The organism is Afipia sp. GW821-FHT14H12, from assembly GCF_058803465.1.
The window spans coordinates 484,855-508,249 of sequence record NZ_JBXAOZ010000001.1 but is presented as its reverse complement, the minus strand read 5'-3'; the positions used below and the strand labels follow the sequence as shown (position 1 = coordinate 508,249).

The following is a 23,395-nucleotide window of genomic DNA, read 5'->3' as shown; positions in this document are numbered from 1 at the left end:
GCGCCTCACCCTATAAACTGGCCAGGCAGCACTTGTTCGATCAGCCGGGAACCAAAGCTGTTCCGATGTCGCGAGTCGGTGATGCACCAACGAAGCTTAAGCCGCTGGTCGGCTTTTCGCCTCGCCGCCTGCAAAAGTTGCGTGAGTGACAGTGATGTCCGTCCCTTTTGGTCCACTTAGCGTAACGACCTGAGCGTCGAGTTGCTTGGCGAGCGCTCTAATAATGCCGGTACCAAGCCCGGATTTGGGTTGGGCAAAGACGTCGTCAGGTTTTCCGATTCCATTGTCGACGACCGATAGCTTCCAATCCGTGCCGGAAACTTCATAGGAGACAGCGATCTGTCCATCTTTTGTGTCTACTTTGAAGGCATGCTTTAGCGAATTTATCACGAGTTCGGTGACGATTAACCCGAGGCTCTCAGCGTCCCGACAAGTTGCTATCCCGCCCTGACCCACCACCCTCAACGAAATTTGCTGGTCTTCCCCTATCATCGAGTGGGCGAGTGCATCGCAAAGCTTGCTGAGGTAGGGCTGCATTTCCATTGAGCCGATGCCCGCCGAAGCGTGAAGGTGCTCTTGTACGGCCGCGACCGAAATGACCCTGGTGTGAGCGTCGTGTAGATGGCGTCGCGTTTCCTCCGACTGCACCGATCTTGCCTTCATCATAATGATGCTGGCGATGATCTGAAGACTATTGGCGACCCGATGCTGGATTTCGTCGAGCAGAATGTCTTTCTGGCGCAGTAGATCATCCTTATCGCGTTCCAGATTGCGTTGAACCGTAATATCCTCGATGCCAAGCAAGATATTGGTATGCGCTTTCTCATATTGAACGGTACAGGCATTTAACAGCAATACCCGTCGACCGATGCGGGGGAAGTCATGCTCGACTTCGTATTCATCCATCGAGCTTTGGTTGGGTATAATGTCTTCCAATAGCAAACGGAGCTTTGGAATGTCCCACTCGTGGTCACCCAATTCGTAAAAGCGCTTCCCGTGTGCCTCGAGAGGATCGATCGAGAATTTCTCATAGAATGACCTGCTCGCGGCAACGACACGCAGGTCTTTGTCGAGTACAATCAAAGGCTCACGCACAGTATCAACCATCGCCTGCGCGAGCGCGCAGGCGTCTTCGACTTCGCTGAATTGCTTTCTGAACACGGGCAACCTTTCCCGCGCGATTCTCACAATTGCGAAGTGGCAAACCGGAGGCGGTGGGAGATCAGGTTCAACGGTCTCAGGCTACAATAGGTCCGTTGCTAGACCGTTTTATTCTTGCAAGGGAATACGGATTCCTGAGCCGAAGGAGATGGGAGCGGAAGATCGCTGGAATCGCTGGAGATGTCTGGTTTTGGGTCAAAAACGGACTATCGGTTAATGAGCGCGGAGCAAGTGAAGACATGCGCGTAGACGAGGCTTAATATGATCAGCCGGGTATTTGGAGTGCGACTGCTTGTCGTAACACTGCTTGCATTAGCAGTTGTTGAATCTGCTCACGCACAAGAGTAGCCAAAGTCGGTCAAGACGCTGAAAATTCAAAACGCCCCACCGGAAGAAACGGCGCTGTACGAGGTCGAACCGGACGGCACCGTGAAGATCAATTGGGACACGGTTGAAGCGCTGGCGTCGTCTTGATCTGCCCCCTTTGAAGTGGTCCTCCCTGAAGTATGATTTTCGGATGGAGGATAGGATCGATGGCAAGGAAGAGGCATACGGCTGAAGAGATCGTTGCGAAGCTTCGGCAGGTTGATGTGTTGATGGCACAGGGGCGGCAGGTCGTAGACGCGGTCCGAGCGATAGGCGTGACGGAAGTCACGTACTATCGATGGCGAAACGAGTACGGTGGCCTGAAGGGCGATCAGGTGAAGCGACTCAAAGAGCTGGAGACTGAGAACAATCGTCTCCGACGAGCGGTGTCGGATCTGACGCTGGACAATCTGATCCTTGCAGAGGCCGCAAAGGGAAACCTCTAAGCCCCTCCCGACGCCGTGCGTGCGTCGATCGATGCTGACCTAATGCCCGGCACGCCCGTCTCTCGGATATGCAAAGCTCGGTCATCACAAACTTCGCAACGATCTCTTCAGCCGTATGCCTCTTCCTTGCCATCGATCCTATCCTCCATCCGAAAATCATACTTCAGGGAGGACCACTTCAAAGGGGGCAGATCACCGATCAGCATGGCAACTCAAGTTTCAGTCGACACTGGCCACATAAAAAAATGGCGCCCAGCATCCTGACTGGGGGAAAGCCAGAAATGCTGCGCGCCATTCCCGTCTCTCCAGGAGAGCGGTACAGATTCTAGTTTACCTGCGGAAAGAGAACGACCTTCCTAGCCTAGGGTTCCAGCAACGAATCAAATTGATCTCCATTGAACCATGAAGTATGGGCGCCACGCCAAACCACCCAGCCTCACATCAGCGAAAGTGCGCCGACCGTTGGATGAGGTCAATCATGTGGGCTGAGGCATGTATTGTTAGCGGATGATGGGTAAAGCCCGGCCTTGGCGAGATGTAGCCGGACATTTCGCGCGCCAGTTCGAGTTGTTGGTCCGATGCCGTGGCGAGCAGCGCAATCAACAAATTCTCCAGCGCGATGACTCGCACACGCAACGCGACCAGGTCGGCATTGCTCATGTCTGGTGTTGGGACGTGTTGTTCGGTCGCGGCCGTAATCTCGAGGGCAGCCGGGGCTCCGCCTTCGCTATCCCATCTCGATAATGCTTGTTGACGTAGCGTTGCTTGGCTCGATGAGTCTGAATTCTGAGGCGACATCGCGGCTCCTTTCAGATCCTTCTGTGATGGCGGCAGACGGAGTGGAGCTTACCGATATCCGACGCCAGATATATAGTCACGAAGCAACTTGTCTTGGTTCTCCACTTCGGACAACAGGGCCTGCAAAGCTTCCCGCGCATAGATGATGCCCAGTGGCCTTCCTGCGTCGTCGAGGATCGGAACACGCTGCAAACCCCATTTCCTCATTACCGACCAGACATCGAGCAATATTTCCTGTGTCCGGCAATAGGTAACATCGCGGGTCATGATGCTGGCCACTGTGGCGGTGCAGCCGGCGCCTATACAGCGACCGATCTGCCCGACGATGTCGGTCTTGGTCAGAACGCCGACCATGGCGGCCTGGGCGCACACAACGATGAGATCGGTATGGGGCCGGGACATGAGCGCGGCCGCCTCTTTGACGGGCGCTTCGGCTTCGATTAGGACCAGACGTTCGCGTGCTCGTGGCAATATGTTCGCAATGATCATCGTTCCGATTCCTGCCTTACTGTTGTTGCCAGTTGAGCCTCTCGGCCACGGCTGACGAACGATCAAATCGGCATCCGATAGCCATAAAATTCATGATCTTCATTGTAGCCGCCCTGGCCGGCCCCGAGATCGGCAAAGTCCGCCACAAACTCGATTGCTACGACCCATTTGACCATCTTGAAGCCTAGCTCGTTCTCGCAGCGCAGCCGCAGCGGCGCACCATGTAGAACGCTGACAGGCATCCCATTCATCTCATAGGCGCGGATCGTCAGTTCATGGCGCATGTTTTCGATTTTGTGGACGTCGTAATACCGACCACCATCGGCACCGTCGGCAAGAGAATAGAACACGGCGTAGCGGGCCGCCGGCGTCGGCTTCACGAGGTCGATTATGTCGCGCATGGGAACGCCGCCCCACTCGGCAACGCCGGACCAACCTTGGATGTAGAAGTGTGTCGTGATCTGTTCCTGCTTGGTCATGGCCTTGAGTTCGTCCAAAGAAAACTGCCGGGACGTCTCTACAAGGCCACCGATTCGAAGCCGGTAGCTGGCGAATCTCTCTGCCACGAGATCATCGAACTCTTTCGAGTTCGACATCATGCCGTTCGGCCAGAAATAGGGTGAAATATCTTTCTTCGTGAGTTGCGAGCGGGGATCCCAACTCTCGGCCAGCCCCATGAGCCCGCCAATCATGAATGCGCCCGTGCGCTGCACGAGACGGGCGTAGCGGATGGTGAAGGGCGAGACGACCAGCCAGGCCGCGACTAGAATGGTCATTGCTAACACGAAAAACGGGAAGCCCGACCACGAGGCGTTATCGACGCCTGCGAACAAGCATCATGCGTAGCACGCCATTAAGGCAGAGAAGGACCGCGCCCGCAATCACCAGCCCGCTCGCCCAGACGGTTGTCAAGTTGGGGTTGAATGCAATCCTCACATCGAGGTTTACCGTCGATAGCGGCGCACCTTCGGCGTGAGACGGAAAATCTACTATCTCGGTCGTGATGATGATGAAACAGCGGAGGCCAGCAGCCGTTGCAGACTAAACATCGAAGGCACAGGCGTTCGGCTGCGAACCAGATGTCTGGAACAGGTCCATGGTTTGAGACTGGACCATGCGTTTCAAAGCCACCTCCCCACCCTGATCTGGATACTTTTTTTATGGATTGATACCTGAGAAAGATGTGCGTGAAGACCACTAGACAGGCGAGGCTAACCCTTGCAATCGCCAAACAGGGGGAGAAGTGCAAGCTCGATTGAGGAATATTATGTAAATGGTTGGCAGCACGCGGGTCTGCAAAACCTAATAGGTCACTGCATTTATGCGGTTTACGCTTTCGTTACCTTAGATGGTAACAGGGCCTTGGTGGTTTTGGTGTGCTGTCTCCCTGGGGGACAAAATGGACACGTCAATTCAATGGACAGTGCGAATGCGTGCGTTACTACGCCGCTGGCGCGGGGCGCCCCTAACGTGGCTGATCTTGGGCGGCTTCGTGCTGATGGCCGCGACCGCGATCGGTACCGTGCTCACCATTGACCGCTTCCGGGAAAACGCAATCGAAAGCGGTCGTGAAAACTTGCAGAGCTCGGTCCGGCTCCTGGCGCGTCACTTCGATCGAGAGTTCGAAGACTTCTCGGTACTGCAGAAAAGCATCATCGAGGAACTCGAAACGCGTGGCATCCGTTCAGCTGAAACTTTCCGCAGTGAAATGGGGACGCTTGCCATGCACGAGGTACTGCGTGGCAAGGCGAGTGGCTGGCCCGACATCGCCGGTGCAAACGTTTTTGACTCTAACGGCGTCCTGATCAATTCTTCGAAGCGATGGCCGGTCTCCGCCATTAAGATTTCCGACCGCGATTATTTCAGCCGGATTAAAAGCAATTCAGCATCAGGAGAGGAAGTCGAGGTGGTTCGCGGCCGGCTCGGTAATGGTATGGCGATCGTATTCGCCCGGCGCATTTCGGGACCAAACGGTGAATTTTTGGGTGTCGTGACCCGTGCAATCAAGCCAGACCAATTGGAAGCATTCTTCGAGTCTGCCGGGATAGGCGAGGAATCGACCATCGCGATGCACCACGAGAATGGCCAGTTGCTGGCCCGTGTTCCGCACGTCGACGCCATGATCGGACAAAATTTTCGCGACGGCCCTCCTGAACAAGTGGCTGTATTTGAGCGCGCCTCTCTTACCACGCGCCTTACAAGTCCTATGGATGGCAAAGAACGCATCGTCGCTTCCCGCAAGTTAACTCGTGAGCCGCTTGTCGTAGTCGCTACCAAAACGCTGGATGCGACGCTCGCGACTTGGCGCACGGAGACGAAATTCTTCCTCATAGTGTCTATGCTATCGGTAGCGCTGCTGGTTCTCACCCTTTACCTAATTTTCAGACAAGTGACGCAGCGCCTCTCGGTGGAGAAGCAGCAGCTTGATACCGCGATAAACACCATGACCCAAGGCCTCTTGATGTTTGACGAGGACGAGCGGCTCATAGTCTGCAATCGCCGCTATATCGAGATGTACGGTTTGTCGACTGACGTGGTGAAGCCGGGTGCCCACTTCCGCGACGTCGTTCAGCACCAACGCGATACTGGATCGTTCGAGGACGACGTCGATTACTCTTGCGAGAGTATCTTGAGCTCGGTCGCAACCGTCCGGACCTCCGACGGCCGACTGATCGAGATCCGGAACCAGCCGCGGGGATCTGGCGGATGGCTCGCCACCCATGACGACATCACCGAGCGCGTCCGCGCCGATGATCGCATCGCTCATATGGCGCATTACGACGTCCTGACCGATCTGCCCAACCGCGCGCTGATGCGGGAGCATCTGGAACGCCGGGTGTCGGAGCTCGGCCAGGGAAAGTCATTTGCGATCCTGTACATTGACGTGGACGAGTTCAAGGGTGTCAACGACACGCTCGGCCACGAGACAGGCGACGAGTTGCTGTGCCAAGTCGCAAATCGCCTGCGCGCCAGTGTGAGCGCGAATGACCTCGTCGCGCGGCTCGGCGGCGACGAATTCGCGATCGTCACTTCTTACGCGAACGACCGGGCAGACCTGATTGCGCTCGCGGAGCAGATATTACAGACGTTGCGCGAACCGGTGAATTACGAGGGGCAAGAGATCGCGACGGATGTCAGTATCGGTATCGCGATCGCACCGGAACATGACAGCAATCTGGACGGTCTGCTCAAATGCGCGGATCTCGCCATGTATGCGGCGAAATCCGACGGCCGACGGACTTTCCGCTTTTTCGTGCCTGAGTACGGAGCTAAGGCCAGAGAGCGGCGTGAGCTTGAGCTGGATTTGCGTCAAGCGCACGCCCAGGGGGAATTTGAAATTCACTACCAGCCGTTGGTCGATCTCGATACTAACAATATTACCGGCTGCGAGGCGTTGCTCAGATGGCAACATCCCGCCCGCGGCTCGGTGTCGCCCGCCCAGTTCATTCCGGTGGCCGAAGAAACAGGCATGATCGGTGAAATCGGGGAATGGGTGCTGCGGCAGGCTTGCGCGGAGGCCGCCAGTTGGCCTAACCAGATCCGTGTCGCGGTCAACGTGTCCCCGGTGCAATTCCGCTCGAAGACGCTGGCACTCAAAGTAGCTGCCGCACTATCCGAATCTGGCCTTTCGCCGGAAAGGCTAGAGCTCGAGATCACCGAGGCGGTCCTCATTCGCGATGATGAGGAGGCGCTCACGATCCTGCGACAACTGCAAGAGCTCGGCGTTCATATTGCACTTGATGATTTTGGCACCGGCTATTCGTCGCTGAGCTATTTGCATCGTTTTCCCTTCGACAAGATCAAGATCGATCGCAGCTTCATCAGCGATATCGGCGAACCTGACGATTCTTTGCCCATTGTGCAGGCAGTGGTAAGCATGGCCGCTGCTCGTTGCATGACGACGACGGCCGAGGGCGTCGAGACCGAGGCGCAGCGAGAAATCTTGCGTCAACTCGGCTGTAGTCAGATGCAGGGTTATCTGTATAGCCCGGCGGTACCGGCTCCTCACCTAAGACAACTGTTTTCGAATAGGCAAACCACTACCAGCCGCGCAACCGAAGCTGTGATATGCAATCACCGCCCCAAGCGGCGGTTATAGCGGTTGTCGCGTAGCGCGCGGTGCTTGCGATTGCTACGACGGCCTCAGTCGCCCCGTACTGCTCTTTCGGTTCATGCGTGCATCTCTAGCTCGGCATGAACATCATCATTGCCGCGACGCCCATAACGACCGTGGTGATCCAGCCAAGGAGTACGATGAATCGACTTGACGTAAAATCTCCCATTACCGATTTTCTCGATGCGATCAGCGTTATCACCGCCAGCAATGGTACCGCGACCACTCCGTTGATGACGGCACTCCAGAAGAGTGCCTTCATTGGGCTAATCGGCGAATACTGAATGATTAGCCCTGCAAGCACGCTGACCGCGATGACGCCGTAGAATCCGCGCGCATCTGCCGCTTTTCGTTCAAGGCCCGATTTCCATCCCATTGCTTCGGCCAAGGCGTAGCCAGCGGAACCAGCAAGTACGGGTACGCCTATCAGGCCGACGCCGAGGATTCCAAGCGCAAAGAGGGTAAAGGCGAAATCCCCCGCCAGCGGTCGCAAAGCGCTTGCAGCTTGCGCCGCTGTCTCAATATCGGTAATCCCCGCCACATTCAGCGTGACGGCCGTGGCGAGGATGATGAAATAGGCAGTGACATTAGAATAGAGCATACCACTCCAGGTGTCCCATCGAATGCGCCGAAGTTCTGCCGACGCGGCAGCGGGGTCCCGCAAAAGCGGCGCGGCACCCAGTTTAGCATGCATGTCTTCCACTTCCTCCGATGCCTGCCAGAAGAAGAGATATGGGCTGATCGTCGTTCCAAAGACACCGACGATCACGGCGGCAGCACCAGAATTCAGCGTTAGCTTCGGCCACACTGTTCTCAACGCCACCTCGCCCCAGGGAACATGGACTGTGAACAGGACGGCGGCATAGGCCAACAGCGATAGCGTCAGCCATTTCAGAAAGAACACGTACCGATGATATGGCACAAAGACTTGAAGCAGTAACGTTCCAAGGACAAAAATCGCCGTCATCAAGTGCCGATCGACACCACTGACGAGTTCGGCGACTTCTCCCATCGCTGCAACGTCCGCCGCGATATTGAGTGTGTTTGCGATCAACAACAAAAAAACGACGGATTTGAGCACGATCGGGGGGAACGCGATCTTAATATTGGCGGCAAGTCCTTTTCCGGTGACCCGTCCGATTTGCGCGCACATCGCTTGTACCGCAGCCATCAACGGGTAGGCTAGCGGCATTGTCCAGAGCATGTTGAGACCAAATTGGGCCCCTGCCTGTGAATAGGTAGCAATGCCGCTCGGGTCGTCGTCGGCCACGCCAGTAATAAGCCCTGGACCGAGCCGCGACAACGGATGCTCCTTCAGACGCTCCCAAAGGACTTGAAAAGCCTTCACGCGCTGAGGCTTGGTGTCGCTATCCCCGGACAACTGCACGGCGCTTCACCTTACGCTAATGGGAAACGAGAACGGGTATCTTCGACGAGTTCAGCACCGATTCGGTCGTGCCGCCGAAGATGAATTCCAACCACATCGGGTAGGCTCCCATGACCAAAAGATGATAGTGAGCTTTCCCTATTTGTCAGCGCAGAGCCATAGATTCTTTTTCTGACTTATCTGGATCACGCGAGCTTTGATTCCGTGATGAGAGAGGTGGATGACAAGTGCCCAGCGCTGGCGCGCAGCAGCACATCGGCGGCGTGCTCGGTACTGTCGGCTAACCTCTTCTCGTTGCTATGAAGGTTCGCCCTGCAATATCCGTTGCACAACGCGGTCCCGGTAAACTAGCAGATGTATGAGTGCCGCACCCACATGAACGCCGATTACGATGAGCAACGTCCATTCCAGGATCTGATGCAGTCCATCGATCCTCTGGATGAGTACCGAGCTTTGTGAGGTTAGCATCGGCAACGGGATGGTGAAGAACAGCGATACCGCCCATCCGCGCGCTGAAGCGAAAAGCCATCCGCTCAGCGTCGTTGCAAGGACGAGCGCATAGAGCAGCCAGTGAACCAGTTCCGAGAGGTTGCGCTGCCATGCCGACAAAGAAGTATCTGGCGCGACCGGACGCGTCAGGGGTCCGGATCAACCACAAGAAGCTGTATCGGCTCTACAGGGAGGAACGGCTGTCGGTGCGCAAGCGCGGCGGCCGCAAACGAGCATTGGGCACGCGAGCGCCGATGACCATCCCGCAGGATCAGAACCTGCGCTGGTCGCTCGACTTCGTGATGGACACGCTGGTCAGCGGCCGACGCTTCCGTATCCTGACGTTGGTCGACGACTTCACCCGGGAATGCCTGGGACTGGTCGTCGACACGTCGCTGACCGCTCTGCGGGTGCTGCGCGAACTTGATCGGATTATCGAAAGCCGAGGCTGTCCGCAGATGATTGTGAGCGACAACGGCACCGAGTTCACCTCGAACGCCGTCTTAGCCTGGCAGGAGGAGTTCGGCGTCGAGTGGCACTACATCGCGCCGGGCAAACCGATGCAGAACGGCTTCGTCGAGAGCTTCAATGGCCGCCTGCGAGACGAGTGCCTGAACGAACACCTGTTTGCCAACCTCAACGAGGCCTAGCAGATCATCGAGGATTGGAGGATCGACTACAACACCACCCGACCGCACACGAGCCTCAACGGGCTTACATCGACCGAGTTCGCCATCCGCTCCAGCAGGGGCGAAAACCAGAACAGAGTCTACTTATAAACGAGGGCAATCAGGGGTGCAGGTCAGACGTTACCACCCATCAAGGCATAACAACCGATGAATGTGATGGAACCCCTTTCTACACGGGCACTTCCACACATTCTGATTAAGTCCTTTGGGATCGGACTGGCGGCGAACGCAGTTTGACCGCATCTAGAAAATTCCGGGCAATAGCCGGTATCGAACGCGTACGGAGAAATCGCGATACCGCTGATCCTGATCAAGGATGCGCTCTTCACGTCGGATGCGGACGATTTGGAGTGCGAGCGCCACGGTGTAGAGAGCCGCGTTCAAAACCGACGGCATCGCTAGCAGCAACCCGACATGGGTGACGGTGTACCCGGCGTAAATTGGATGACGAACGAAGCGATAAGGTCCGCTTACCTTCACGCCTCGATTTGCAGCGACCACTCCGAAGCTAAACCCCAAGATAAGCTTTCCTGAGACCTGAAGAAATATCCCGGAGATGATGATTGCGAGGCACAAGGAGGGCGCAATCAATGGGCTTTCAAGCGCCGGTTCGATGAGCATGGGCGCAGTCGTTCCCGCCAGGCCGAATAGCCAGTCTGACGGCCGTTGCGACAACGTCGTTGAGGGAGTTCGCATCAATATAAAAAGAAACGGAGCCGTTTCAGAGACGAAAAGCAAAGCTGTAATGAGGCCGGGCGAGTCTGCGAAGTTAAGCAGCACCTTGTACGCGAAACGACCATATAACGCTATGATAACGATACGCTCGGTCAAATCAAGCATGATAGCTTTTTTCGACAGAACCGTTGGAGCGCCAGTGTTAGCTAGGACACCACGCCAACGCGCCAGAAATGGTTGCCATGAGGCGCGCGAGAAGACCAACTGAACCGTCATTTAGGACTCGCAGCTAACTGTATCGCATCACCCGACTAGGTGCGCAGTTAAAAGCACTTTAGGCCAATGGTTCTAATGTGCAGTTAATTCAGGCCGCAACAGTGATCGAGCCAGACTCCGATGGCTCTTCGACCAAGGCAATCCGGTTTGGGTTGATTGTGTTAAAAAATACAGTGCTGGCGCGATGTCGAAATTGAGGACCTATTGACCCGCCCCCACAGAGTGGTCCGATTGGAATGTTAGTTTAGCGATTGCATTTTGACTATCTCCTCTGGTGCTGGCCAGACGAGGGCTTCGGGTGCTGGCGGTCGATATCCAGTGATGAGTGTGGACGCACCGTGTTGTTGTGGCGGCGCCAGCTTTCAATGACGGTCTGGGCTTCCTTCAATGTGTAGAAGATCTCGCCGTTGAGCAGTTCATCGCGCAGCTTTCCGTTGAAGCTCTCGCAATAGCCATTCTCCCATGGACTTCCAGGTTCGATGTAAGCGGTCATGGCTCCGACGGTGGCGATCCAATCCGGAAGCGCCTCGGCGACGAACTCAGGGCCATTGTCTGAACGTATGTGCGCAGGGATGCCCCGCGAGACGAACAACTCGCAGAGTGCCTCGATGACGTCGGTGGTCTTGAGTTTCCGTGCGACACGGATGGTCAGGCTCTCACGACTGAACTCGTCGATGATGCACAACATCCGGAACGCCTTACCATCGTGGGTGCGGTCAGCGACGAAGTCATAGGACCAGACATGACATGGTTGAGCCGCTCTGGCCGCAGGCGAATGCACGAGCCGTCGTTGAACCAGAGACGCCCGCGCTTAGGCTGTTTGGCAGGGACCTTCAGCCCCTCACACCGCCAGATCCGCTCAACACGCTTCTTGTTCACCGTCCAGCCGGCTCTGCGAAGTAACGCCGTGATCCGGCGATATCCGTAGCGGCCATACTGGCGGGCAAGCTCAATGATGTCGGCAGTTAGAGCTGCCTCGTCATCGGGCGTGGTCGGAGTCTTGCGCTGCGTCGATCGATGCTGGCCCAACGCTCGGCATGCCCGTTTCTCGGAGATGCAAAGCTCGGTCATCACGTGATCGACGCACGCGCGGCGTCGGGAGGGGCTTTGAAGTTTCCCTTTGCGGCCTCCGCCAAGATCAGCTTGTCCGGCGTCGGATCCGACACCGCGCGACGAAGCCGAGTGTTCTCAGTCTCCAGCTCTTTCAAGCGCTTGACCTCATCGCCCGTCAGGCCGCCGTACTTATTGCGCCACCGATAGTAGGTTACTTCCGTCACGCCTATCGCTCGGACTGCGTCTGCTACTTGCCGTCCCTGTGCCATCAGCACATCAACCTGCCGAAGCTTCGCTACGATCTCTTCAGCTGTATGCTTCTTCCTCGCCATCGATTTTATCCTCCATCCGAAAATCATACTTCAGGGGGGGCCACTTCAAAGGGGGTAGATCAACGCTGCCATCCGGTGCACGATAGCGACGCATCGGTGGGCCGTTTCGGTAGGGGCTGCTTGAGTCAGCGACCGCTGCGCTAAGCGGGGCGCCAGCCTCGGCGCCGAGAACCACAGCCGAGATTCCAGAGCTTCGGTAGCGATCTGGCATCGTGATAACCAAGAAGGCTCTGCAAGAGAATTCCCTCACGATGATTCACATTATCACCGTAGCCGAGCCTTGTACTTCGGCGGGTAGTAATGACGGCTCCTTGCAAGAGTATTTCGCTCATGAGTGAGGGCGCATGTTTTTCTCGTTTTGGAGATTGCGAACCCGACTGACACTGTGGGAGCAGGGCGTGCGATCGCTAGTGATCCTTAGATAGCCATTGCGTTTCCGGCCATTTTGAAAATTTCCATATCTCGCTTGCGTACGGTCGGTGCAGTGGCCTGCTGCCCGGGCCACGTCTTCGCCGCCACCGAAAGTAGCTTTCAAATCTGCTAGAAGCTGGTGGCGGCAAACGTATGCTGTGATCGTCCGGGAGCAATTGGGAAGTGCTCGCTGGCCAAGCTTTGCGAGCGCTTTCCGAAAGGGATTCGTAGAATTCGTGCTGATAACGAAGCTCCCGCCGGACATGCGGCATCGATCGGCGAGATATTTGGCGGGCTTCTCGGCTAGCTGGGGGTTAATCACGATCATCGTGCGACCGGTGCCATATAATCCTCGGTGTGATTTTGCCGGCAGGAAGGTCACGGCAATGTGGGAAGCCTCGTTGAGTTCAACTGTGATGCCCGCTGACCATCCTGTAGGCCGTAATGAAGGCACAAGCTCTTCCGGCCGCACCGGAACTGTTAAGTGAATAGCGAGCACGTCGCGATACATCCAATTGTCATCTGATGCATCCCAGAGATGCTTGTCCCAATCTTTTGGCAAGTGTTTCAAGACGTGTTTTTTGCTGCCCGCACCGCGCTTTCGACCAGTCTCGTTCAGTTGATGCCAGCGCGATGGTGGCCGCTTCCACGGCAAGATATCGGCTGACGCTGGCGGTTCGAGAGCGAAGGCCGGTTCTATGCGCTCGAGTGCGTCACGCAATTTTTGTGTCCAGTGGTGGGCAGCGTCCGTATCTTGGCGCTCGGCAGCATCGAGATGGCGTTTGACCAAATGATCCAGCATTCTCTTGCCGCCGGCATGGAGTGATGCGCGGCGATGGTAGTAGGTATCGAGTGCGATACCCGCCTTGAGCGGATCGAGATGGCCCGCGCGCCACATCCTGCCGAATTCTTTCAAATACGAAATTAGCGTCCGCTCGCTGATCTCACGTTGGGGAACGAGATCACTGCAGGCCTTGGCCCTGGTGATGAGATCGAGCGCCTTCATGTCTGATGCCTCGTTATTGTGGGCCCATTTAGGTCTATCTTGTCGGCCCGCCTTGATGGTCTAGAGCCAGCGGACTTGGAGGATGCGCCCGGAGGCGAGGCGCGATCTTCCAGGCGTTCCACGATAGCCTCCAGCATGATGTGTTGCATGGTGGTCCCGCGGCAGATGGCCAAAATCTTCAGTTGGTCGCGTAATTCGCGCGAAACACGAATCAGGATGCCGCACCGCCCATCGCCGGTCATTGCCTGCTCTGCGCCTTGATCTGTACCGAGCGAGTCTTCCTCGAAGCCGACGTGCGTTGCCTCGATGGCCTCGTGCATCGTGCGCTTATGTGTTTTCATGCGGGCATTCTTTGAGTCTGAGTGACCTGCGGACAGTTCTCCATAAAGCCTGATATTGCTCCGCCGTCGGTCCCTTCGGTGCGGCTTCAATGACGCTCATGCCGTGGATCAACGCGGCAGCGATGATCACGCGATGGGTGATCTGTCCTTGCCAAACGTGCTCTGCGTGGGCGGCTAGCGCCTTGCGTGCTTCTCGCACCGCCGGCGCTTCGCCTTCGGACCGAATAGGTCCGGCAGCATTGATCAAAATGCCATATGGAGTAGTTGTGGAAGATAGTATTGCGGCCAAGCGCTGCGTCACCATGACGTCGAATAGGGAAGTGCGAGTTGGCACGAGAACGAGATCAGCAAAGCGCGCTGCAGCCGCCGTATGCTGCAGGTTGGGTGGCATGTCGATCAGGAGGATATCAATGTGGGCACGGCGGGCTTTTTCAACGGCGTCATCGAGACGTGTAGGGTTGCAGGCGACGACTGGAATGTCGCTTTTTCCGCGAGCGCGTCGCCAGCACATGGCTGACTGTTGAGGATCAGCATCAATGATTGCGACGCGATAGCCCGTTTGGATCGCGATCACGGCGAGATTGATCGTCGTGGTCGACTTTCCGGATCCGCCCTTCCCAGTGCAAGCGACGATTGTCAGTCGCCGTCGCTTGCAGGAATCAGGAGTGCTGTTCGCGGCGGCCGCGGGTGACGAGGACATTAGGGGTCCAATATTAGCCAATGGCTTCTTTGCTGATCGCGTCGTGTGGGCGATGATTAAATCCAAGGGAGACATAGCCGCTATGCCTCCTATTTGGTCTTGCTGCGACGGCCCTTTTTGGGGCGTGCCTTGGCGAGGGTGTCGAAATCCAGCCCCTCAAATACAGCCCAATCGATTGTTGGCGGTAGTTGACGGTTGGCGATGCGCTTTGCGTCGACCGCGCTCAGGGCGCGAGATCCATATTCATCGTGCACATCACCGAGTTCGTGCCCCGCTTGTAATCGACGGGCTCGTGCGTCAACGTCTGTGACGCGCAGATCGTCGAGCATGTCTCCGCGAAGCGAATGGAACACCTCGATGTTTGCGCCGCGCGCTCCGGATCGGCGCAGCAGCTTATTCATCTCCTTCGACGCATATTTCGACGCGTTTGGGTGCTCATGAAGGGCCTTGAATATCCAGCCATCCTGCTGGCGCGCCCATTGAAAGAATGGCCGAAGCATATCGTGCAGCACAAAGAACGAGGTGCTTTCATGTGTTTTGACTGGAATCCGTTGCCAGCGACCCTCGACGCACTTGATTGCCGCAGTTTGTGCAATCATCACATCGTGCTTTTCTCTGAAGTCGGAGCCTTGCAGATGGGCCAGCAGACCGATGCGTCGCCCGGTCAGTTTTGCGAGAAGCGGCAGAATGGCCCAGGCAAGAAGGCCCGAGGCAATGCCATTCTCGAATGTTTTGTTTAGTACGCCGTCGTCGATACCTTCCCGGATTGCTGAAGTACCGTATGTCTTTGGCCATCTGATTTTGACGTTGGCAAAGGGATCCCGATAGTTGTCGTCGGACATCCGGAATCGCGCCATGGTTTTGATATTGGCGACGTACCCATCCAGCATCGTTTTTTTGCTGAGCGGTTTTTGTGCCAGATTTTTGTTGTCTGCAAGGATGGCGTGGGTATCGCGCGATATACCTGATCGTTTTGTGACGTTCGCAGGCCAGTACTGCATTCGCGTCACGTAGTCTTGCAAGTCCGCGGGGCCGTAGTCGCCGATCTGACGATCCCCACAAAGATCAATGAAAGTCTGCCTTCGCAATTCGAGCGATTTGATATCTGGGTGATTTTCACCATCGTTCGCGATGCGCATGTCTATATAAGCACGTGATACTTCACCGAAGGTCATCAGCTTTGTCGTTCTAGAACTGGAAGCCGACAACGCAGACGATATTTTTAGCGGGGGCGCCACACTTGTCATGTTGGCAAGCGCGCTTTTCGCTTGTGACGGATTTGGCGCGAGCAACAGGACCTGTGTTAATGCCTGGCGCGTCAATTCATCGGCATTGGAAACTACAGCCTGTGCGCCGTCGGCACCTTTGCCTACTTCGCTCTCGATGAGCTGGAGCGAGGTGAGCGCCGAACTCAATGAGCGGGCAAGGCCGATCGCCGATTTCGGCTGCTTGATCGCGCGTGCGATCGCGGCCTGACAGGCCGCAACCACCTGTTCGGCGAGAGCTCGATCATTGTTGTCTGTCTGCCCCAATTCCATCGCTGTTCTCCGTTTGCGGGCGGCATCGTCGAAAATCCTACGACACACCATGGCTAGCTGTTCTGCGGCTCGCCGGGCGTCGCGTCTGGCCATCGGGCCAAGCTGCGCGCGGATCATCGGAGACGATCCTGCAAGTCGCAAATTTGGGGAGACGAGTGCGGTGGGGACGCGCAGCTGAAAACGCCAGCCGGATGGTGTGCGGGTCAGATGGCGCGGCGGTTTCGAACGGCGCGATGCGGTCGGAGGATCGCTGGCGCTTCCGGCGCCAGCTTGCGCTGGTACATTGGGTGGTACTTTGACTGATACACGCACGTTTTTTGCCTCTGTTGAGGCATCGCAGCGTACGGAAAATCCTGATCTTACAGGGGCTTGCCTTGAGGGCTCAGGTGGACACGAAATTGGCGGAGAGGGAGGGATTCGAACCCCCGATAGGCTTGCACCTATGCCGCATTTCGAGTGCGGTGCATTCGACCACTCTGCCACCTCTCCGGCAATGTCCGGCGCGGGGCCGTCGGTCGGGCCGACTTTTAGGCGAGGTTTGCTCCAGACTCAAGCTGTCATGGCACCTCGTTTTTGAGGTTTTCCGTCAGATTCGAGGCCCGATTCGCAGCAAAAGCCGCCCATGGAGGCCCTGCGGGCAACATGGACGGCTTTCATCGGGTTTTCGGACAACCGAGTCAGGATTCTGTCCTGTTAGAGGCCAACCCCGTTATTTCTGCTTGGCGATGATCTGCCCCTTGATCGCGGCATAGGTCTTTTCCGGAATGACCTTCTTGTGCACGAGGTCGTCCTTGCCCTTGTAAGGACGGTTCTTGATGATTGCCGCCGAATAGGCGTCGCCGATGCCCTTCAGCGACTTGAGTTCGTCGGCGCTCGCCGAGTTGATGTCGATGAGCTCTTTCTGGGCGGCCGCCTTCGGCGCCATTTTGTCCGACTTCGGTGTGGAGACGGGCGCGGTTTTCGGCGCCATGGTCGTGCCGGGCGCGGGCTGCGTGGACTGGGCGAAAGAAGGCGTGGCGAGAAGGCCGAGCGCGAGCAAGGCGGCGGTTAGTGAAACGGGCTTGAAGTATCGCATCGAAAGCGTCCTCCGGGACGGGGTTGGTAACACCTCCGAGTGAGCGGACGATTCATGGCCGCGCTGTGGCCTTGAAATGAACGGCAGATAAATCGCGAAAATAATTTTTGCGGGAGGATGGTGCGGATGTCCGCAACGCTCGCGCTGAGATTCTATGCGCCGGAGTTAAGCGCCTTTTCGATTTCGGGCTTGAGCACCGTCTCGAGATTGTCCGGCGTAATCGGACCGATCAGCTTGAAGGCAATCGTGCCCTTACGGTTGATCACGAAAGTTTCCGGCACGCCGTAGACGCCCCAATCGATCGCCGCGCGCCCGTTGCCGTCGCTGCCGACCGCCATGAACGGATTTCCGTAGCGGCCGAGAAAGCGGCGGGCGTTGTCGGGTGCGTCCTTGTAGTTGATGCCGACGAGCTGGATGCGCTTGTCCTGCGCGAGCCTCATCAACAGCGGCGCTTCGTCGTGGCACGGCACGCACCACGAGGCCCACACGTTCACCACCGTCACCCGCTGCTTGAACGCGGCCGGATCGAGTCCGGGAACGGACACTCCGTCGCGAGCCAATTCCGCCACCGGCGGCAAAGACGTCAGAGGTGCAGGACGGCCAATTAAAGCTGACGGAATTCGCGAGGGGTCGCCTTCGCGGAGACCGAACCAGAACATCACCGCCAGCCCGCAGAACACCAGAAGCGGCAGAGCGAGCAGCCAGGAGCGTCGTGAACGAGGCTGGTTCAGTTCGGATGTCATGTCTGTTCGGAGGCCTTGCCGGATCGCCGCGTCACGCCGCTGGCTTCAAGGCGGCGCAGTTCGGTTTGCTGGCGTCGATAATCCGCGGCAATGGCCGCAATCAGGCCGCCGACGACCAGCACGACCAGCGCGTAGGAGGTCCCGATAAAAACCGCATAGGGTCCGAGTGCGCTCATGAGGCGCGTCCGTCGGCCTGCATCATCTGCAGGGTTCGTACCCGTCGCCGCAGGATCTCGTTGCGCATGGCGGCGAGATGCAGCGTGATGAACAGCAGCGTGAAGGCAATCGCCATCGTGAATAGTGGAATGAGGAAGGCGCGGTCGAGCGTTGGTCCGCCCATGCGGAATACGGATTCGCCCTGATGCAGCGTATTCCACCACTCCACGGAAAACTTGATGATCGGGATGTTGATCGCGCCGACCAGCGTCAGCACGGCGGCGGCGCGTGCCGCGCGGGTGGGATCTTCCACCGCGCGCCACAGCGCGATCAGGCTGAGATACATCAGGAACAGGATCAGCACGGACGTGAGCCGCGCGTCCCACTGCCAGTAGGTGCCCCACATCGGCCGGCCCCAGAGCGAGCCGGTGGCGAGCGCGAGAAACGTGAAGGATGCGCCGATCGGCGCTGCGGCCTTGGCGGCGACATCGGCCAGCGGATGCTTCCACACCAGCGTGCCGAGCGCCGAGACGCTCATCACCATCCAGACGAACATCGACAACCACGCATTGGGAACGTGGATGAACATGATCTTCACGGTCGCGCCCTGCTGGTAGTCGTCGGGCGCGGTCCATGACTGGTACAACCCAAGCGCCAGCAACAGCGCGGTCGCAATCGCGAGCCATGGCAGGACGCGGGCGGTGAAGGCCATAAAACGCGAGGGATTGGCGAGCCGGGCGAGGAACATGGCGGCGTTTTAGCGATGCGGCGGTAGCGGCGCAATGAGGTCCATGAATAACATTTTGATCTGGATCATATTTAATCCAGCACTTAGTCCAGCCCTTGCCGCAGGCTGGCCGCGGCCGCGAGCGGGCCGATAATGAAGCCCGCGAGCGTCAGCGCACAGAGGATAGAGAAAGGTGCGCCGAACCGGCCTTGTTCCGCGATGGCGGCGTTGGAGGCGGCGACGCCGAAGATCAGCACCGGGATCGACAGCGGCAGGACCAGCACCGCCAGCAGCAGGCCGCCGCGACGCATGGTCACGGCGAGTGCCGCGCCGATCATGCCGGTGAATGTGAGGGCGGGGGTGCCGGCGAGTAGCGTCAGCGCCACGAACAGGGATGTTTCGGGTTCGAGATTGAGCAGCACGCCGAGCAGCGGAGTTGCGGCGATCAGCGGCAGGCCGGTGGCGAGCCAGTGCGCGAGGCCCTTGGCGAGGCAGCTCATCTCGAGCGGCATCTCGCTCATCAGCAAAAGGTCGAGCGAGCCGTCGTCCTGGTCGGCGGTGAAAAGACGGTCGAGCGTGAGCAGGCTCGCGAGCATGGCGCCAAGCCACAGCACGGCGGGGCCGATCCGCTTCAAGAGCGGCACGTCGGGGCCAAGTGCGAACGGCATCAGCACGACGACGCTGAGGAAGAACAGCACGCCTAGCAGGCCGCCACCGCCGAGCCGCCATGAAATCCGCAGATCGCGCTGGATCAGAGCGAGGAAGGCGCTCATGCGCGTGCTCCCAGCCGTAATTCGCGTGTGGCGATCCCGAGCGGGACGTGGGTTGCGGCTGCAATCAGGCCGCCGCTGTCGAGATGTGACTGCATGATGGTGATAAAAGCCGATTGGCCTGCAGCATCGAGCGCCGTCGCGGGCTCGTCGAGCAGCCAGATCGGCCGCTTCACGGCGATGAGACGCGCAATCGACAGCCGCCGCTTCTGTCCTGCCGACAGGAAGCCTGCCGGCAAATGGCCGATGGCTCCAAGCCCAACCGACATCAAGGCTTGCTCGATATCCATAGCGGGGCTGCCGAGATAGTGCTGCCAGAATGTGAGATTTTCACGCGCGCTCAACGCGGGCTTGAAGGGATCGCGGTGGCCGAGATAGTGCGCCTGCTCGGCGAGAGTTACTTCGGGAGCGCTTTCCTGATAATGAATGCATCCGCCGGCGAGCGGCAGCAGCCCCGCGAGGATACGCAGCAGCGACGATTTGCCCGCACCGTTCGCGCCGGTAATGGCGAGTGCCTCGCCGGCTGCAATATCAAAACTGACGCCGGTAAAAACCGAGCGACTGCCTCTGGTACACGATATGTCTCGGCCGGAAAGCCCCATCAAAAACAATCCATTCCACAATATGGGAGATTTGGCGCGCCGCCATTACAGAACTGCATAAGGCAAAGACCAATGTCGTGTGGCGCGCAATCTGGAAAGATTCTATAAACCCGCGTCTGGTGCAGCCCGCAATGCCATACCGTGGAAAGCGGATGCCTCTTCCGAGGCGGCGGAGCGTGTTTGCGTGATGTCATCCTTTTAGATCGGGACCCCGCCTAATGCCCTCCCTCGACAGTTTCAAGAGCCGCAAAACCCTCAAGGTCGGAAGCAAGACCTACGTTTATTATAGCCTCCCGGCGGCGGAGAAGAACGGCCTGAAAGGCATTTCCAGATTACCTTATTCGATGAAGGTGCTCTTGGAAAATATGTTGCGCAACGAAGATGGCCGCAGCGTCAAGAAAGACGACATCGTCGCCTTCTCGAAGTGGGCGCGAAAGAAAACCCTCCAGCATGAAATCGCATTCCGCCCCGCGCGCGTGCTGATGCAGGACTTTACTGGCGTGCCCGCCGTGGTCGATCTCGCGGCGATGCGCAACGCGATGAAGGCGCTCGGCGGCGATGCGCAGAAGATCAACCCACTGGTGCCGGTCGATCTAGTCATCGACCATTCGGTGATCGTCAACTTCTTCGGCGACAACAAGGCTTTCGCCAAGAACGTCCAGGAAGAATACAAGCAGAACCAGGAACGCTACGAATTCCTGAAATGGGGCCAGCAGGCGTTCTCGAATTTCTCGGTGGTGCCGCCCGGCACCGGCATCTGCCATCAGGTCAATCTTGAATATCTGGCGCAGACGGTCTGGACCCGGAAGGAAAAGCTGACCATCGGCAAGAAGACCGGCACCTTCGAGGTCGCCTATCCCGATACGCTGGTTGGTACCGACTCCCACACCACCATGGTCAACGGTCTCGCCGTACTCGGCTGGGGTGTCGGCGGCATCGAGGCGGAAGCCGCGATGCTCGGCCAGCCGCTGTCGATGCTGCTGCCGGACGTCGTGGGCTTCAAGCTCAAGGGCAAGCTGAAGGAAGGCGTGACCTCAACCGATCTCGTGCTGACCGTGACGCAGATGCTGCGCAAGCAGGGCGTGGTCGGCAAGTTTGTCGAGTTCTACGGCCCCGGCCTCGATCATCTTTCGGTCGCGGACAAGGCAACCATCGGCAACATGGCGCCGGAGTATGGCGCGACCTGCGGCTTTTTCCCGGTCGACAAGGCTGCGCTCGATTATCTCAAGACCTCGGGCCGCAAGGCCGATCGCGTGGCGCTCGTTGAGAAATACGCCAAGGCGCAGGGCCTGTTCCGCACCGCCACGTCAGCAGATCCGGTGTTTACCGAGAAGCTCGTGCTCGATCTCAAGGATGTGGTGCCCTCGCTCGCCGGCCCGAAGCGTCCGGAAGGGCGCGTTGCGTTGCCTGCGGTGGCGGAAGGTTTCGCCGTCGCGATGGCGAACGAATACAAGAAGCCGGATGCCGATGCGCGTTTCCCGGTCGAGGGCCGCAAGTTCGATCTCGGTCATGGCGACGTAGTGATCGCGGCGATCACCTCCTGCACCAACACCTCGAATCCGAGCGTGCTGATGGCGGCGGGTCTGCTGGCACGTAAGGCGGCGGCCAAGGGCCTGAAAGCGAAGCCATGGGTGAAGACCTCGCTCGCGCCGGGCAGCCAGGTCGTGGCCGAATATCTCGCCAATTCCGGTCTGCAGAAGGATCTCGACGCGGTCGGCTTCAATCTCGTCGGTTTCGGCTGCACCACCTGTATCGGCAATTCCGGCCCATTGCCGGAGGATATTTCCAAGTCGATCAACGACAACGGCATCATTGCTTCGGCGGTGCTGTCGGGTAACCGCAACTTCGAGGGCCGCGTCTCGCCGGACGTGCAGGCGAACTATCTCGCTTCGCCGCCGCTCGTTGTCGCCCATGCGCTGGCTGGCACGGTGACCAAGAATCTCGCCGTCGATCCGATCGGCACCGGCAAGGACGGCAAGCCGGTCTACCTCAAGGACATCTGGCCGACCACGAAAGAGGTCAACGCCTTCATCAAGAAGTTCGTTACCTCGACGATCTTCAAGAAGAAATACGCCGACGTGTTCAAGGGCGACACCAACTGGCGCAAGATCAAGACCACGGCGAGCGACACCTATCGCTGGAACATGAGCTCCACCTACGTGCAGAATCCGCCTTACTTCGAAGGCATGAAGATGCAGCCGGAGCCGACCACCGATATCGTCAACGCGCGCATCTTGGCGATGTTCGGCGACAAGATCACCACCGACCACATCTCGCCCGCGGGCTCGATCAAGCTGACCTCGCCTGCCGGCAAGTATCTGTCCGAGCATCAGGTGCGCCCGGCAGACTTCAACCAGTACGGCACGCGCCGCGGCAACCATGAAGTGATGATGCGCGGCACCTTCGCCAACATCCGCATCAAGAATATGATGCTGAAGGGCGCCGACGGCAACATTCCGGAAGGCGGCCTGACCAAGCATTGGCCAGACGGCGAGCAGATGTCGATTTACGATGCCGCGATGAAGTACCAGCAGGAGAACGTGCCGCTGGTGGTATTCGCGGGCGCGGAATACGGCAACGGCTCCTCGCGCGACTGGGCTGCGAAGGGCACGCGCCTCCTCGGCGTGCGCGCGGTCATTACCCAGAGCTTCGAGCGCATCCATCGCTCCAACCTCGTCGGCATGGGCGTGCTGCCGCTGACCTTCGAGGATGGCGCATCATGGGCCTCGATCGGCCTCAGGGGCGACGAGGAAGTATCGATCCGCGGCCTTGCGGGCGATCTCAAGCCGCGCCAGAAGCTCATTGCGGAGATCGTCTCGAACAACGGCTCCAAGCAGGAGGTTCCGCTGCTTTGCCGCATCGATACGCTCGACGAACTCGAGTATTATCGCAACGGGGGCATCCTTCAGTACGTTCTGCGTAATCTCGCTGCGGCGTGATGCCTTTACGGCACACAACGAACTGTGAAGTGGCTCACCGCGACGTGAGTGGCGATTCGGCTGCAAGAAAGCCTAAGACGAGGCGGATTTGCAGCGGTATTGCCGCTTCGGT

The 23,395-nt window shown here is 58.0% G+C and carries 19 protein-coding genes, 1 tRNA gene and 3 pseudogenes; 4 read left to right on the top strand and 19 right to left on the bottom strand.

Annotated features, from left to right (window positions below; translation table 11 throughout):
• Positions 1–96 precede the first annotated feature (96 nt).
• A complete protein-coding gene (locus AC1RNA_RS02460; RefSeq protein WP_492950092.1) occupies positions 97–1,161 on the bottom strand; it encodes a sensor histidine kinase in 1,065 nt (354 codons plus the stop codon).
• A gap of 533 nt (positions 1,162–1,694) precedes the next feature.
• Between AC1RNA_RS02460 and AC1RNA_RS02455 the strand changes: the two are divergent.
• A pseudogene (locus AC1RNA_RS02455) lies at positions 1,695–2,002 on the top strand (transposase); the annotation flags it as partial.
• 412 nt (positions 2,003–2,414) lie between these two features.
• On the opposite strand, the gene AC1RNA_RS02450 reads toward AC1RNA_RS02455, so the two are convergent.
• The 3 genes from AC1RNA_RS02450 to AC1RNA_RS02440 form a co-directional block, all read right to left on the bottom strand.
• Positions 2,415–2,771, bottom strand: a complete 357-nt coding sequence (locus tag AC1RNA_RS02450; RefSeq protein ID WP_492950091.1) for a hypothetical protein — start codon at positions 2,769–2,771, stop codon at positions 2,415–2,417.
• A gap of 48 nt (positions 2,772–2,819) precedes the next feature.
• Complete coding sequence (locus AC1RNA_RS02445; protein WP_492950090.1) at positions 2,820–3,260, bottom strand: CBS domain-containing protein; 441 nt, start codon at positions 3,258–3,260, stop codon at positions 2,820–2,822.
• 62 nt (positions 3,261–3,322) lie between these two features.
• Entirely contained in the window at positions 3,323–4,093 is a 771-nt protein-coding gene (locus AC1RNA_RS02440) for a molybdopterin-dependent oxidoreductase (RefSeq protein WP_492950089.1), read from the bottom strand.
• Between the two features lie 566 nt (positions 4,094–4,659).
• Between AC1RNA_RS02440 and AC1RNA_RS02435 the strand changes: the two genes are divergently transcribed.
• Entirely contained in the window at positions 4,660–7,359 is a 2,700-nt protein-coding gene (locus AC1RNA_RS02435) for a bifunctional diguanylate cyclase/phosphodiesterase (protein WP_492950088.1), read from the top strand.
• An 85-nt stretch (positions 7,360–7,444) separates the two neighbouring features.
• On the opposite strand, the gene AC1RNA_RS02430 is transcribed toward AC1RNA_RS02435, so the two are convergent.
• Entirely contained in the window at positions 7,445–8,761 is a 1,317-nt protein-coding gene (locus tag AC1RNA_RS02430) for an NRAMP family divalent metal transporter (RefSeq protein WP_492950087.1), read from the bottom strand.
• 297 nt (positions 8,762–9,058) lie between these two features.
• Positions 9,059–9,370 carry a cytochrome b gene (locus AC1RNA_RS02425; protein ID WP_492950086.1) on the bottom strand — a complete coding sequence of 104 codons (312 nt, stop codon included), beginning with the start codon at positions 9,368–9,370 and terminating at the stop codon, positions 9,059–9,061.
• Between the two features lie 29 nt (positions 9,371–9,399).
• Here AC1RNA_RS02425 and AC1RNA_RS02420 point away from each other — a divergent pair.
• A pseudogene (locus AC1RNA_RS02420) lies at positions 9,400–10,029 on the top strand (IS3 family transposase); the annotation flags it as partial.
• Between the two features lie 153 nt (positions 10,030–10,182).
• On the opposite strand, the gene AC1RNA_RS02415 reads toward AC1RNA_RS02420, so the two are convergent.
• From AC1RNA_RS02415 to ccmA, 13 genes and pseudogenes are all read right to left on the bottom strand, one after another.
• A complete protein-coding gene (locus tag AC1RNA_RS02415; protein ID WP_492950085.1) occupies positions 10,183–10,890 on the bottom strand; it encodes a methyltransferase family protein in 708 nt (235 codons plus the stop codon).
• 239 nt (positions 10,891–11,129) lie between these two features.
• Positions 11,130–12,275, bottom strand: a pseudogene (locus AC1RNA_RS02410) (IS3 family transposase).
• Positions 12,276–12,603: 328 nt separating this feature from the next.
• Entirely contained in the window at positions 12,604–13,692 is a 1,089-nt protein-coding gene (locus AC1RNA_RS02405; RefSeq protein ID WP_492950084.1) for a hypothetical protein, read from the bottom strand.
• Complete coding sequence (locus AC1RNA_RS02400; RefSeq protein WP_492950083.1) at positions 13,689–14,033, bottom strand: hypothetical protein; 345 nt, start codon at positions 14,031–14,033, stop codon at positions 13,689–13,691. Before AC1RNA_RS02400 ends, AC1RNA_RS02405 begins: the two co-directional genes overlap by 4 nt.
• On the bottom strand, positions 14,020–14,808 hold the full coding sequence (locus tag AC1RNA_RS02395; protein ID WP_492950082.1) for an AAA family ATPase: 789 nt from the start codon (positions 14,806–14,808) through the stop codon (positions 14,020–14,022). Before AC1RNA_RS02395 ends, AC1RNA_RS02400 begins: the two co-directional genes overlap by 14 nt.
• Before the next feature lie 14 nt (positions 14,809–14,822).
• The gene (locus AC1RNA_RS02390; protein WP_492950081.1) at positions 14,823–16,388 is read right to left on the bottom strand and encodes a site-specific integrase; all 1,566 of its coding nucleotides are present in this window, start codon (positions 16,386–16,388) and stop codon (positions 14,823–14,825) included.
• Positions 16,389–16,670: 282 nt separating this feature from the next.
• Positions 16,671–16,760: transfer RNA gene (locus AC1RNA_RS02385), tRNA-Ser, on the bottom strand.
• 220 nt (positions 16,761–16,980) lie between these two features.
• Positions 16,981–17,346, bottom strand: a complete 366-nt coding sequence (locus tag AC1RNA_RS02380) for a ComEA family DNA-binding protein (RefSeq protein WP_048757572.1) — start codon at positions 17,344–17,346, stop codon at positions 16,981–16,983.
• 152 nt (positions 17,347–17,498) lie between these two features.
• The gene (locus tag AC1RNA_RS02375) at positions 17,499–18,089 is read right to left on the bottom strand and encodes a DsbE family thiol:disulfide interchange protein (RefSeq protein WP_492950080.1); all 591 of its coding nucleotides are present in this window, start codon (positions 18,087–18,089) and stop codon (positions 17,499–17,501) included.
• Positions 18,086–18,265: a heme exporter protein CcmD gene (gene ccmD, locus AC1RNA_RS02370; protein WP_009341237.1), complete on the bottom strand. Its 180-nt coding sequence runs from the start codon at positions 18,263–18,265 to the stop codon at positions 18,086–18,088. The genes AC1RNA_RS02375 and ccmD overlap by 4 nt, the downstream gene beginning before the upstream one ends.
• Positions 18,262–18,993 (bottom strand): heme ABC transporter permease, encoded by a 732-nt coding sequence (locus AC1RNA_RS02365; protein WP_009341238.1) that lies wholly within the window; start codon positions 18,991–18,993, stop codon positions 18,262–18,264. The genes ccmD and AC1RNA_RS02365 overlap by 4 nt, the downstream gene beginning before the upstream one ends.
• An 83-nt stretch (positions 18,994–19,076) precedes the next feature.
• On the bottom strand, positions 19,077–19,745 hold the full coding sequence (ccmB, locus tag AC1RNA_RS02360; protein ID WP_009341239.1) for a heme exporter protein CcmB: 669 nt from the start codon (positions 19,743–19,745) through the stop codon (positions 19,077–19,079).
• Positions 19,742–20,344, bottom strand: coding sequence for a heme ABC exporter ATP-binding protein CcmA (ccmA, locus tag AC1RNA_RS02355; RefSeq protein WP_009341240.1), 603 nt, complete (start codon positions 20,342–20,344; stop codon positions 19,742–19,744). The genes ccmB and ccmA overlap by 4 nt, the downstream gene beginning before the upstream one ends.
• 218 nt (positions 20,345–20,562) lie before the next feature.
• On the opposite strand from ccmA, the gene acnA reads away from it, so the two are divergent.
• On the top strand, positions 20,563–23,283 hold the full coding sequence (gene acnA / locus AC1RNA_RS02350) for an aconitate hydratase AcnA (protein WP_048757567.1): 2,721 nt from the start codon (positions 20,563–20,565) through the stop codon (positions 23,281–23,283).
• Positions 23,284–23,395 lie beyond the last annotated feature (112 nt).

Bases quoted from the DNA above. Each gene is read 5' to 3' on its own strand.
- AC1RNA_RS02450 (WP_492950091.1), bottom strand. From the start codon at position 2,771: ATGTCGCCTCAGAATTCAGACTCATCGAGCCAAGCAACGCTACGTCAA.
- AC1RNA_RS02445 (WP_492950090.1), bottom strand. From the start codon at position 3,260: ATGATCATTGCGAACATATTGCCACGAGCACGCGAACGTCTGGTCCTA.
- AC1RNA_RS02435 (WP_492950088.1), top strand. From the start codon at position 4,660: ATGGACACGTCAATTCAATGGACAGTGCGAATGCGTGCGTTACTACGC.
- AC1RNA_RS02415 (WP_492950085.1), bottom strand. From the start codon at position 10,890: ATGACGGTTCAGTTGGTCTTCTCGCGCGCCTCATGGCAACCATTTCTG.
- AC1RNA_RS02405 (WP_492950084.1), bottom strand. From the start codon at position 13,692: ATGAAGGCGCTCGATCTCATCACCAGGGCCAAGGCCTGCAGTGATCTC.
- AC1RNA_RS02400 (WP_492950083.1), bottom strand. From the start codon at position 14,033: ATGAAAACACATAAGCGCACGATGCACGAGGCCATCGAGGCAACGCAC.
- AC1RNA_RS02395 (WP_492950082.1), bottom strand. From the start codon at position 14,808: ATGTCTCCCTTGGATTTAATCATCGCCCACACGACGCGATCAGCAAAG.
- AC1RNA_RS02390 (WP_492950081.1), bottom strand. From the start codon at position 16,388: ATGATCCGCGCGCAGCTTGGCCCGATGGCCAGACGCGACGCCCGGCGA.
- AC1RNA_RS02380 (WP_048757572.1), bottom strand. From the start codon at position 17,346: ATGCGATACTTCAAGCCCGTTTCACTAACCGCCGCCTTGCTCGCGCTC.
- AC1RNA_RS02375 (WP_492950080.1), bottom strand. From the start codon at position 18,089: ATGACATCCGAACTGAACCAGCCTCGTTCACGACGCTCCTGGCTGCTC.
- ccmD (WP_009341237.1), bottom strand. From the start codon at position 18,265: ATGAGCGCACTCGGACCCTATGCGGTTTTTATCGGGACCTCCTACGCG.
- AC1RNA_RS02365 (WP_009341238.1), bottom strand. From the start codon at position 18,993: ATGTTCCTCGCCCGGCTCGCCAATCCCTCGCGTTTTATGGCCTTCACC.
- ccmB (WP_009341239.1), bottom strand. From the start codon at position 19,745: ATGAGCGCCTTCCTCGCTCTGATCCAGCGCGATCTGCGGATTTCATGG.
- ccmA (WP_009341240.1), bottom strand. From the start codon at position 20,344: ATGGGGCTTTCCGGCCGAGACATATCGTGTACCAGAGGCAGTCGCTCG.
- acnA (WP_048757567.1), top strand. From the start codon at position 20,563: ATGCCCTCCCTCGACAGTTTCAAGAGCCGCAAAACCCTCAAGGTCGGA.